This window comes from Methanosarcina sp. WH1 (assembly GCF_000970005.1).
Taxonomy (GTDB): domain Archaea; phylum Halobacteriota; class Methanosarcinia; order Methanosarcinales; family Methanosarcinaceae; genus Methanosarcina.
The window spans coordinates 3,413,192-3,425,424 of record NZ_CP009504.1 but is presented as its reverse complement, the minus strand read 5'-3'; the positions used below and the strand labels follow the sequence as shown (position 1 = coordinate 3,425,424).

The following is a 12,233-nucleotide window of genomic DNA, read 5'->3' as shown; positions in this document are numbered from 1 at the left end:
TCTATTTTATGTGACTCTTATACGATTTATTTTATTTTCTGTGTTTTATGTTTTATTTAGTATTATTCTAATTTTTCTCAATTCAATTTCGTAAAACTTATTAACTATTCCGCTTTATTTGTTGTTACATTTAATACAATATATAACACAATTTGCTTATTATTTCCTTTAATTTATAACTTAATTTATATCATTTGATAAAAATGAGTGATGATGTTTATGTGTTCAGGTATCAAAAAAGCTTTGTCTTCACTTTTTGTTGCATTTGCAATCTTTTTGATGCTCCCGCCTTTAGGCCTTGCAGCTATTGCTATCAATGGGGCTCCTCTTGACACCAATGAAATCTCCTCCGATGGTTTTTGCTGGAATGCAACCACTTTTGGGGGCTTTTACTATTCAGCAAACAAACACAAGGACTTTGTAGCCTCTGAAAACTGGTTTGGAGAGCACCTTCAGTACATCGAAACCGACGGTCAGGATGAACTTGGAGTCAACAACCCCGGAAACCATGTTATTGGTGAAGGAGAACTTGTTTATTCTACAAGGCAGTTCCCCAACAAGTATAATCTGGTTTCTGACCTCGGGCTTGATGCCTGTAAGACTCCTGCAGATCTTGGAGGCATGTTTTTCTACAAGATCCCCTGGTTTGGAAAACCGTATGTTGCCGTTGAAAATGATGCTACTCAGCTCGCAAATCTTGTAATCAATCAGAAGAGCAGTGAGAAAAAAGAGCTGAAAGCCGGTGATGTCTGGGAGCTCGGGAAAGGTTACTCTCTGACTGTGAACCAGGTTGATGTCGATGGGAATAAGGTCTGGTTCTCCTTATCTAAAGATGGAGAAGAATTGGAGTCCGGGATTGTGAATGCAGACGGGACTGTGGAAAATCAGACCTTTTCCGCAACTGCAGACTTTGGAGGTGGAAATGACCAACTCTACTTCATTACCTATGTGGACTCCGTTTTTGTGAGTGCTGTTGATTCCTTTGCAGTCTTCAAATATACCTGGCTTATTGACAAAGATGACATCCTGATTATTGAAAATGGGGATGAATACCAGGGCTTTGAAGTAAAAGAAGCTTCTGAAAATGGTATTGTTCTAAAAAATTCTGATTCGATTACCCTGAACCTTGATAAGGATAAAAAGAATTATTTTACCGACTCCTGGTATTTCCAGACCTCAGATGAGGGAAAAGGCAGTACTTCTCCGAGTGGATACATTATTTATCCTGCAAAAGAACTGAGCAAGCCTGGAAATTACACTCTGAGAGGTCTACCTCTTGACACCAATGAAATCTCCTCCGATGGTTTTTGCTGGAATGCAACCACTTTTGGGGGCTTTTACTATTCAGCAAACAAACACAAGGACTTTGTAGCCTCTGAAAACTGGTTTGGAGAGCACCTTCAGTACATCGAAACCGACGGTCAGGATGAACTTGGAGTCAACAACCCCGGAAACCATGTTATTGGTGAAGGAGAACTTGTTTATTCTACAAGGCAGTTCCCCAACAAGTATAATCTGGTTTCTGACCTCGGGCTTGATGCCTGTAAGACTCCTGCAGATCTTGGCGGCATGTTTTACTACAAACTTCCCTGGTTTGGAAAACCGTATGTTGCCGTTGAAAATGATGCTACTCAGCTCGCAAATCTTGTAATCAATCAGAAGAGCAGTGAGAAAAAAGAGCTGAAAGCCGGTGATGTCTGGGAGCTCGGGAAAGGTTACTCTCTGACTGTGAACCAGGTTGATGTCGATGGGAATAAGGTCTGGTTCTCCTTATCTAAAAATGGAGAAGAACTCGAGTCCGGGCTTGTAGAAACCGACGGGACTGTAGAAAGTCAGACATTTACCGCAACTGCAGACTTTGGAGATGGAAATGACCAGCTCTACTTCATTACCTATGTTGACTCCGTTTTCGTAAGTTCATTTTATTCTTTTGCAGTCTTCAAGTATACCTGGTTAATCGATAAAGATAACATCCTGGTTATCGAAAATGGGGATGAATACCAGGGCTTTGAAGTAAAAGAAGCTTCTGAAAATGGTATTGTTCTAAAAAATTCTGATTCGATTACCCTGAACCTTGATAAGGATAAAAAGAATTATTTTACCGACTCCTGGTATTTCCAGACCTCAGATGAGGGAAAAGGCAGTACTTCTCCGAGTGGATACGTTATTTATCCTGTAACGGATGTGGTTATTGAAGTCGAAACCGTCTATGAATCCGCAGACAAGTCTACAGAAGAAACCAACGTAACAGATGTGGCTCCGGGTTCAAACGAGTCTGAAGACATCTCGCCTGATTACAGGTCAGCTCCTGTCGAAATTGCGGGCTCTGAAGACATTAATAGTTACCCTGAGGAAGCTGCAGAGGAAGCCCCCGCAAAACTTCCGGGCTTTGGAATAGTTTCCGAGATTCTCGGGGTTATGGGATGTCTGGCTCTTAGAAGAAAGAGTTAATCTGTTATTATCAGGTGAAGAATATAATAGAGAGGTATTCTCTTGGAGGTTTATTCTCTTTGAGAATTATCTCTCCCCTAATTGCGCCTCGCCCGAATTGCGCCTCGCCCTAATTGCGCCTCGCCCGAATTGCACCTCGGGAGTACGCGGTCCTTTTCGCTGCGCTCAAGAGGACCAATTGATGGATCAGAGTAGTTGATTTGCCCGCTCAAGCGGAATAAATTGCAGATCTTTCTGACCCGTACAACCATATTCGCTATCTTGTGTCGTTCTTGTCACGCTCGACGCAGGAGAGCGGTTTTTTCCCAAAATGAAAACAAGAGAAAAGAAAGTCAGAGGGTAAATATAGCATAAAAAAGCAAAATTAAAAACGCTAGAAAAATCCGGCACTTATTTCTTTTTTTGCAGGGCCGCCAGAAAAGCTGGCTGAAGCGCTTATATTTTCTGTGAATTGAAAAAAGATTTTCGGGGTTAAGGTAAGTATTCTCTCAGCCTCGGCAGCATTTTTTCAGTATATTGTCTCTCTTAATTGCGGTACCGGTTTACAGGTTATTTTTTCTAACGTGGCCGGCAGGGCTATGTCCCATGTGGTGCAGGGAGAAAAAACTGAATAATTCCCTGGATCCTGGAAATAGATCAACCGGTAAATAGGAGGCCGCCTTTTTATGTTCCGGTTCGTATTATTTTTATCTTTTTTAGTTCAAATTCGTAAAATTTATTAATCATTCACTTTTATTTGTTGTTACTTTTAGTCTAATTTATTATATTATTTGCTTATGTATTGTTGCTTATTATAGTTATATTTATTAATTTTAATAAAAAGAGTGATAATCTCCTATGAAACCCAATATCCAAAGAACTTTGTTTTCACTGTTTGCTTCGCTTACAGTTTGTTTGATGCTTATCCCTTCGGGTTTTGCAGCTCCAACTCCTGCTGTCTCTGGTTTCCCCTTCGACACCAATGCAACCTCATCTGATGGTTTTAACTGGAATGCAGCCACTTTTGGTGGCTTTAACTACCCTGTAAACCAGCATAAAAACTTTGTAGCTTCTGAAAACTGGTGTGGTGAACGCCTTCAATATGTCGAAAAAGACGGGCAGTACGAACTCGGCAACGGCGATCCAGGAAACCATATAATAGGTGAAGAAGAACTTGTGTATTCTACCCGCCCGTTTTCCAGCAAATATACACTTGTTTCCGAACTTGGCCTTGATGCCGGAACAACTCCTGCAGAACTTGGCGGAATGTTCTATTACAAACTTGCCTGGTTCGGAAAACCCTATATTGCCATTGAAAATGATGCAAGGCAGCTTGCAAATATTGTAATCAGCCAGAGTGGCGGTGACAAAAAAACACTTAAAACCGGTGAGACCTGGGACCTTGGGAAAGGCTATTCGCTAACAGTGAATCAGGTTGATATCGATGGAAAAAAGGTCTGTTTCTCCTTATCTAAAAATGGGGAAGAACTTGAGTCCGGTATTGTGGAAGCTGACGGAACTGTAGAAAATCAGACCTTTTCCGCAACTGCAGACTTCGGAGATGGAAAGGACCAGCTCTATTTCGTTACCTATGTGGACTCCGTTTTTATGGGTGCTGTTGATTCCTTAGCAGTTTTTAAGTATACCTGGCTCATCGACAGGGATGACGTGATGCTCATCAAGAATGGAGATGAATATCAGGGTTTTGAGGTAAAGGAAGCTTCAGAAAACGAGATAATCCTGAAAAATTCAAAATCTATCACTCTGAATCTTGATAAGGATAAAAAGACTTATTTTACTGATTCCTGGTATTTCAAGACTTCAGATGAAGGAAAGGGCAGTACCTCTCCTGCTGGATACGTTATTTTCCCTGCAAAAGAACTGAGCAATCCTGGAAATTACACTCTGAAAGGTTTACCTCTTGATACGAACGAGACTTCATCCGATAGTTTTTGCTGGGATGCGACTACTTTTGGCGGCTTTGTCTATCCTGTAAACCAGCATAAAGACTTTGTATCTTCTGAAAAGCGTTGGGGAGAACGCCTTCAGTACATTGAGACAGATGGGAAGGATGAACTTGGAAAAAACAACCCCGGAAATCACGTAATAGGTGAAGAAGAACTTGTGTATTCTACAAAGCAGTTTTCCAGCAAATATACACTTGTTTCCGACCTGAAGCTTGATGCCGGGACAACTCCTGCAGAACTTGGCGGAATGTTTTACTACAAGCTTTCCTGGTTCGGAAAACAATATGTTACGATTGAAAATGATGCAAGGCAGCTTGCAAATCTTGTTATCAGCCAGACTGGCAGTGATAAAAAAGAGCTTAAAGCCGGTGAGACCTGGGACCTCGGGAAAGGCTATTCGCTAACAGTGAATCAGGTTGATATCGATGGAAAAAAGGTCTGTTTCTCCTTATCTAAAAATGGGGAAGAACTTGAGTCCGGTATTGTGGAAGCTGACGGAACTGTAGAAAATCAGACCTTTTCCGCAACTGCAGACTTCGGAGATGGAAAGGACCAGCTCTATTTCGTTACCTATGTGGACTCCGTTTTTATGGGTGCTGTTGATTCCTTAGCAGTTTTTAAGTATACCTGGCTTATTGACAGGGATAACACCCTGATTATTAAAAACGGGGAGGAATACCAGGGATTTGAAGTAAAGGAGACTTCTAAAGATGGAATTGTCCTCAAAAATTCAAAGTCAATTACCCTGAACCTTGATAAGGATAAAAAGAATTACTTTACTGATTCCTGGTACTTCCAGACCTCAGATGAGGGAAAAGGTAGCACTTCTGCAGAGGGATATATCATCTATCCTGCAACCGATATTACTGTAGAAGATAAATCTGCTTTAGGATCCACAGAAAACATGACTTCTGCAAAAGAGGAATACGTAACAGAAACAACGCTTAATACCACTGACTCTAAAAGTGTCTCTAATGAATCTGCATCCACTCCTCTGATCCAGAATTCGTTTGACGACAAAGGTATTGATAGTCAACCTGAAGAAGAAGCTTCCTTAAAAACTCCGGGTTTCGAAATACTTGCCGGAATTTTCGGGGTCGTTCTTTGTCAGGCTCTTCTAAAAAGAAGAAATTAACCTGCTGTTTAAAAAGGGAGACTAAAAAAGAGTGACCTCCTCAAGTCTCCCTTTTTTCTCTTCCTTTTTTCTAAATCCTGATTTTCGGTGTATTTTTTACCTTATAACTGCCGTTTTTAACTTTATCCCATTCTTTGTTAAATCAAGAGAAGGGCGATAAATCCGCTTAAAAAAATTCCATCAAAGGTCCCTGCTCCTCCTATGCTTGCAATCGGTGCTCCAAGGTTCTTGATTTTTCCAAGATTAAGTAGGTCGGCTCCTATAAGGGTCCCGAGCACTCCTCCTGTATAAGCAATAATAACGCGGCATGATTCAACAGGGCAGCCAGAGATATGGATAACCGAAGTAAGCAAGACTGCGGTAAGAACAGCTGTCAGGGGTGGGATCAAAGCTGGGGTTGCAATGCCTATTCCTCTTATTGGCCTTGCTACGGCATAGGTTATAGCTGCAACAATCGCCACACCAATTCCAGCAAGATAGATAGAAGAAGGAAATTGTTTCAGGAGATAAGCGGAAATCAGGATCGGAATTATTGCACCTCCTACATTGATAGCAAGTACGGTTTCATTCCTGACCATCTCCCGGGTAGGAACCCTGTAGGAAATCCCAAAGACCTTTACATAATTTTCCCTGACAACAGGAATATCAGACTTCAGGATTGTAAGTGGGATATTGATCCCGCTTCCAAGGAGAGATAGAAGCAGGATTAAGAGCGCATCTTCTGCGGAAAATCCTATTTTCATGAAAGCAGAGGCAATAATCCCCAGAAACAGAGATCCAAGCCCGAAGATCATGATGATAATTAAAAGGAAAAGGAATTTCAGGCTGAAAGGCATGTAGAAGACCTGTCTGCTCATGGAATCACTCTCTTTTCTTCTGTTTTCTTCTCCTGTTTTCTTCGATCCTGTTTTTTTCTATCCTGTTTTCTTCCATTCTGTTTTTTTCTATCCTGTTTTCTTCTCCTGTTTTCTTCGATCCTGTTTTTTTATCCTGTTTCCTTTTATTAAGGGGTATGTGTACTCTCTTTATTAATGAGTATCCGTTTCATTCGAATTTCCATGCCTGCACCGGAGGGCTCTAATTAATAGGCAGTTAAAAAAAGGTCGTTAAAATATTTTTTTCCTGAATTTTCAGGTCAGATGTATCTGGTAGCAGGCTGTAAGGATTCCATACAGATGGTTTCTTTTGCGTCTTTGTATACTCTGAGGACTCCTCCTGACTCTGATACTGTTACTGAAATTGCTACTGTGTCCCTGCTGATGGCGGCTGCTGACACATGCCGCCCACCCAGCCCTTTTTCAATATCAATATTTTTCCCGTCCACGTCAAGGTATCTTCCGGCTGCATGGATTAAGCCTGTCTCATCTATCACAAAAACTCCGTCAAGCTGGGCAAATTCTTTTATAGACTCCCAGTTTTTTCTGTCAAGGACGTTTCTGTGGATTTCCTCATGACCTGCATAAGGGTTAAGGATTATCTGATGGGAGCGCTTCAGGACTTCTTCTGAATCACCTACAATAAAAGCAGCCCCTATTTTTTTCCCTTCTCTGCCTGTGAGGGCGATATCAAAAGCGATTTTCAGAACTGCATTCATGACTTCAGGCATGACCCTCTCTTCACATTCTTTCATTGCTTTTACCAGAGGGTTTTCATCGAGACTATGGACTATAATAGAGCTGGAACCGCGAGTTTCGACAACACCAACGACAGTCCCGCTTCTGGGCCCACCAAGTACGTACTCTATAGCTGCGGCATGCTGCAAGTGGTCTACGTTGCCCGAAGCTTCTCTGTTGAGTTGGTCGCTAAGTTCTTTTGCAGGACTTTTTCCTTCTTTACCGGTTGCTACGAGGTGATCTATTATGCTTTTCGGGCGCATGGAAATATAATAAACCGGTACCCCTCCGGTCTCGATCTCCTCAAAGCTTACATCCCCTGAGACCATAATTGCGGCAGCATCAAGTTCCTGGGAAATACGGGCTGCCGCTTCTGCAATTATATGTGCTCTGTCCATGTCGTCCACCCCTTTTCTATTTTTACGCAACTATAGTTGCAGTCCTGCTTTTTTGCTATGAGGTTAATTTATGTTCTGCTTTGATTTTGAAGTTAATTATTATTTCTTTGAGTTAATGTTATTCCCATAGGGGGAACATTAGTACTCAGAGTTAACATTAACGGTAATTGCATACATAACAGGCCTGTTTACTGTGTAGTGTAATATTTGATATATTATAATTGTTCTGGGATTGCTCTTATTTTTTCTTTTTTCTCTGTTATTTTTCTTCTCAATTCTTGCTACCTATTTCTCTCATAGTTTTTTTAATGTTTCCAGATCACTCAGGTTTACAATTTTTTATGGAAACGTCATCCTGAATTCGTTTTTTCTGAACGGCAACGTGATAGAAACGTTTTTCTGGTCCTTTCTTCTATTTTATACTGGTGGAAGCTTTGATCAGGACGTTTATAGCAGTGGAACTGGACCCGAATTTCGGGGAGCAAATTCGTCAAATCCAGGAGAGATTTTCTGATTTTGACCTGAAGTTTGTTAACCTTGAAATCGTTCACATAACTCTGAAGTTTCTCGGTGACATTAAAGAATCAATGGTTATCCCTCTGGCCAAGGCTCTTGATTCACTTACTTGTGAGCCTTTCGAAGCAAAAATTGAAGGGATCGGGGTTTTCCCAAAGGCTTCGAATCCTAAAGTCCTGTGGATGGGAGCAACAGGAAACTTCGAAACTCTCCATGATGATGTGGAAACTGTACTGAGACCTTTTAAGTTCAAAGAGGATGAGAGGACATTTACTGCCCACGCTACCCTTGCCAGGGTAAAATCCCTGAATAAAGATCAAAAAAACATTTTTGCCGATGCTCTGAAAGAGTTTAAAGATACAAAAATTGGTAGCATGCGGGTAAATAAAGTGCTTCTGAAGAAAAGCACTCTAACTCCCAAAGGACCTATTTATGAGACCCTGCATACGGCATATCTGGATTGACAGCTGCTTGCGCTGGACTATGTCAGTCTTCCATACTCCGATCAGTTCCTTTTGTGTATCTTTACGACAAAACCTCACACTGATTTGACCTCAGTTATAGCCTTCTGCTTCATATTCTTTAAATCCGCTTGAATACACAAGCCTGTGGTCTTCGGTTATTATGAGGCATTCAATACCTTCAAGATTTTCTATCATCTCAAGTCCTTTTTCTTCTCCCATCACGAAGACTGCAGTTGCAAAAGCATCGGTGTCAATAGCATTTCTGGCAATTACCGTGCTGCTAATTATGCCTTCTGAAGGATATCCTGTTCTCGGGTCCGAGATGTGGGACACTCTCGCCGATTCGTTAAAGTAGCGTTCGTAGTTTCCGCTTGTTGCTACTGCAATATCATTAGCTTCAATTGCAGTGACGTATTGCCCGCTTCTGTCAGGGTTCTGAAGGCCCACTATCCAGGGTGCCCCATCGGGCTTTTGACCTATATATCTCCCGTCTCCTCCTGCGTTTACAAAAGCGTTTTCAATCCCTTTTTCCTTCAAAGACTCTATTGCTTTATCAACTGCGTAGCCTTTTGCGATTCCTCCCAGGGCTACTTTCATCCCGGGTTTCAGACTTACATTACCATTTTCGGTGTTTATTTCCGAATAGTTTACGAGTTTGAGTGTTTCGTTCAGTTCATCTGCAGTTGGGGGCTTTTGCGATCCTTCAGGGAGGAATTTACTTTTCCAGAGATCAAGTACTGGCTGGATGGTGATATCAAAGGCTCCTCCGCTTTTCTCTGAATAATTCTTTGACTGTTCCAGCACGTAGATAAAAGAAGGGTCAGCATTTTCAACTTCTCCTCTGGTATTCAGGATATTGAGCTGACTGTCTTCTTTTGAGGGGCTCATAAGAGTGTCAACTTTATATATCTCAATAAAGGCATCATCTATAGCCTTCGAAGCTTCACTTTCATTCGAAGTATATACGGCTATCGTAACTGTAGTATCCATGATGCTTTTTGTCTGTTGAAACTCCTGAAGTTCTCTATCCTCTTCAGGCTCAGATTGCACGCAGCCTGATACTAAAATCGATATACACAGTAAAAACGCAAATAGTGTTTTATATTTTGAATCCATGTCCTATCAATTTTTCCTGCTTGTTTTTTAATTTTGGGTTATTTTTATGATTCGATCCAGATGTTTTTTTTCACCGGTATCGAGATAAAAATGAAAGTGAAAGTGAAATTTTATTTTTATTCCTTTTTTTGATTACTTTTTTATTTACAATGTTTTCCTTTACTTTTCTATTTTTTCTTCTTATTCTATTTTTTGTTTTTTTTTTGTTGTCTCTTTTTATTGATGGGAAATCTGTTATGATCTTTTGCTATCTCTTTTGTGTTGCATATATCCCATGTTATGTGCAGGACATTCTATAGTTGTTCTTTTTGATTACTGGTTGACTCATGATTAATGGTTAATGACTTATTAGTTATTGACTACTTCATAATTTAACATATTTTGTCTCTATCTCATGTTATTATGCCTTTTTATGTGTCTTTCCTCGTTTTTGAGGGCTCAATCGGGTTTTTTTTTTCATCTGATTATTTGAGTGGATCCTTTACCTGATTTTTAATGTATAATCATGTATATTTTCTCTGGAAAACTATATATATTAAATAAGTTTAATATTTAAAATCGATCTTATGTATATTATATAACTATATACTATACGTTACTTGTTATATATTGCATATATATTTTTATTACATTATAAATGCCTGTACAATTCCCTCAAACTTATTTCGAAAGAAATAAGTATTACTTCACGCAAACATTTTTCGTTGAAGTAGAATTTAGCTTTGTTTTTAGGAGTAAAATGGCTATCTAAAGCAAGGAAAGGAAAAAGCCGGTGATCAAAAAGCCTTCAGGAAAACCAATGATGCCAAAAAGGGCCAGGCTAGCTGCTCATGCCAGTTCCTTCTCGCTTCAGTTTTCCGTTAATTGATTTCCTTTCGGTCTCTGGATGATGCAACTGGAGGTCTGGAAGGAATGGCAGTGTACACCCCGAGCAGTGTACGATTCAGCCGCAAATATCCTTCAATCTCATTCATTATTCAATATATTCAATATCAACATATTCAATATAAGCTTCAAGTTGTTGAAATTTGAACCTTGTTTCTTTCCAAGCATGAACATAACAACGTGAACAAAAAAAAAGAATGTGGTCGTTATGAATAGGTTAAATCTGTTGGTGTCGGGAGTCGCTGTGTTGCTTCTCATGGCTGCTGGTGCCTATTCTTCTCTTGGTTATGCAGGGAATGATCAAATAGCATCCCATTACATGACTAAGGGAGAATGGTCCGATACGGTTTGTGGAGGCTGTCACTTCGATGTCTACGAAAATGTCAATGATTCTTATCATGTACAGGTAGATATGAATCGGTGGTCTCCCCTTACAAATTTTGATCTTGAGACATCTGGAGAAGAGGAATGGGTCAAAGAATTCGGGAAGTATCATCCTGGTGGAGGTCCGCTTGCAAAATATGGTATTGGCATTGACTGTATGATGTGCCATGAGCAATACGGTCTCTACGATTCCGAAGCCCGTGCCGAGAAGATCGAAGAGGGAGATTATGAAGATGCAAACAGTGCAGCCATGGTAAATTCCAGTTTTGCTGCAAGGACCAATCCTATACAGTTTTTTGTCTACAATGCTAACCTTCTTACCCCCTACCCCCTGCTGATCGTTTTCCACGATAATGTAAACGGCGCTCCTCAGGAATCTTCTTGTGCCGAGAAGTGTCACATCACCGATGTGGAACCGAGGGCTGTATCCTGGGGCGATGAAGAATCCTATGCCGAGTCAGACGTTCATGCAGCAAAAGGCGTTGAATGTACGGAATGTCACCACACTGAAGGTTTCATCATAACCTCGGATCACCAGATAGGACGTGGAAACACCTCTGATTCCCCTGACCTTCCGGAGAGCCACTATGATGGTACCATGCGTAGCTGTGACGACGCTGAGTGCCATGCAGGTATCTCTCACGGTCCGTTTGCTGACTCTCACATGGAATTCCTTGCCTGTGAAGCCTGCCATATCCCCAAACTTCCGGGAGGAGATCTGCCGGGTGGCAAGCCACTTGAGTCTTTCAGCTGGCAGAATGGAGAACGAGAAGATGTTTATCGGGAAGCAGACTTCCAGCCTGCCCTTGCCTGGTACAACGGAACTTTCGGAGATGTCCTTCCGAGTGTGGATACAAGGAATGACACAGATGTAATGCTTACCCCGTTCAATAATATTACCGGAACCTGGTGGGACGCAGGTACTGACCCTGAAGTGCTCGCAAACCCGAACACTAGCATCTCTACTGGAGATCCGATCCCGGTACAGTATGTAAAGGCAGCAGATGCCAACGGGGACGGTGAAGTCACAGTGGAAGAAATGCAGGCTTATGATGCTGACGGAGACGGAGAGGCCGACTACCCGAATGCGGTGTTGAGAACTGTGGAGCTCTACTACCAGGTTGTTCATAGTATTGTGAGCAGTGATATTGGACTTGCTGATCCATACACCTGCAAGGACTGTCACGGGAATGAAGCCGTGATTGACTGGGCAGCCCTCGGTTATGAGCAGGATCCCGGAGGAGAATCTTCGGCCGTGAAGAGTATCGCAGTAACTTACGATAGGCCAAAACCTGTAGAGGTTGAAACAGAGCCTGCATTCTAAG

The 12,233-nt window shown here is 41.4% G+C and carries 7 protein-coding genes; 4 read left to right on the top strand and 3 right to left on the bottom strand.

Annotated elements, in window-relative coordinates:
* The first annotated feature begins 219 nt into the window (after positions 1 to 219).
* Both MSWH1_RS15060 and MSWH1_RS15055 read left to right on the top strand, forming a co-directional pair.
* A complete protein-coding gene (locus MSWH1_RS15060; protein WP_048129753.1) occupies positions 220 to 2,451 on the top strand; it encodes an S-layer protein domain-containing protein in 2,232 nt (743 codons plus the stop codon).
* Positions 2,452 to 3,348: 897 nt separating this feature from the next.
* A complete protein-coding gene (locus tag MSWH1_RS15055; protein ID WP_231585416.1) occupies positions 3,349 to 5,532 on the top strand; it encodes an S-layer protein domain-containing protein in 2,184 nt (727 codons plus the stop codon).
* Positions 5,533 to 5,669: 137 nt separating this feature from the next.
* On the opposite strand, the gene MSWH1_RS15050 is transcribed toward MSWH1_RS15055, so the two are convergent.
* Together MSWH1_RS15050 and MSWH1_RS15045 are read right to left on the bottom strand one after the other, a co-directional pair.
* On the bottom strand, positions 5,670 to 6,389 hold the full coding sequence (locus tag MSWH1_RS15050) for a DUF1614 domain-containing protein (protein WP_048129751.1): 720 nt from the start codon (positions 6,387 to 6,389) through the stop codon (positions 5,670 to 5,672).
* Positions 6,390 to 6,667: 278 nt separating this feature from the next.
* A complete protein-coding gene (locus MSWH1_RS15045; protein ID WP_048129750.1) occupies positions 6,668 to 7,543 on the bottom strand; it encodes a diadenylate cyclase in 876 nt (291 codons plus the stop codon).
* A gap of 425 nt (positions 7,544 to 7,968) precedes the next feature.
* Between MSWH1_RS15045 and thpR the strand changes: the two genes are divergently transcribed.
* The gene (gene thpR, locus MSWH1_RS15040; protein ID WP_369798540.1) at positions 7,969 to 8,523 is read left to right on the top strand and encodes an RNA 2',3'-cyclic phosphodiesterase; all 555 of its coding nucleotides are present in this window, start codon (positions 7,969 to 7,971) and stop codon (positions 8,521 to 8,523) included.
* 90 nt (positions 8,524 to 8,613) lie between these two features.
* Here the strand turns inward: thpR and MSWH1_RS15035 are convergent, their stop codons facing one another.
* On the bottom strand, positions 8,614 to 9,573 hold the full coding sequence (locus MSWH1_RS15035; RefSeq protein ID WP_231591814.1) for an FAD:protein FMN transferase: 960 nt from the start codon (positions 9,571 to 9,573) through the stop codon (positions 8,614 to 8,616).
* Between the two features lie 1,207 nt (positions 9,574 to 10,780).
* Between MSWH1_RS15035 and mmcA the strand changes: the two genes are divergently transcribed.
* Complete coding sequence (gene mmcA, locus MSWH1_RS15030) at positions 10,781 to 12,232, top strand: methanogenesis multiheme c-type cytochrome (RefSeq protein ID WP_231585738.1); 1,452 nt, start codon at positions 10,781 to 10,783, stop codon at positions 12,230 to 12,232.
* Position 12,233: the final 1 nt, after the last annotated feature.

Coding starts and splice junctions, on each gene's coding strand:
- MSWH1_RS15055 (WP_231585416.1), top strand. CDS start 3,349: ATGCTTATCCCTTCGGGTTTTGCAGCTCCAACTCCTGCTGTCTCTGGT.
- MSWH1_RS15045 (WP_048129750.1), bottom strand. CDS start 7,543: ATGGACAGAGCACATATAATTGCAGAAGCGGCAGCCCGTATTTCCCAG.
- MSWH1_RS15050 (WP_048129751.1), bottom strand. CDS start 6,389: ATGAGCAGACAGGTCTTCTACATGCCTTTCAGCCTGAAATTCCTTTTC.
- MSWH1_RS15060 (WP_048129753.1), top strand. CDS start 220: ATGTGTTCAGGTATCAAAAAAGCTTTGTCTTCACTTTTTGTTGCATTT.
- mmcA (WP_231585738.1), top strand. CDS start 10,781: ATGGCTGCTGGTGCCTATTCTTCTCTTGGTTATGCAGGGAATGATCAA.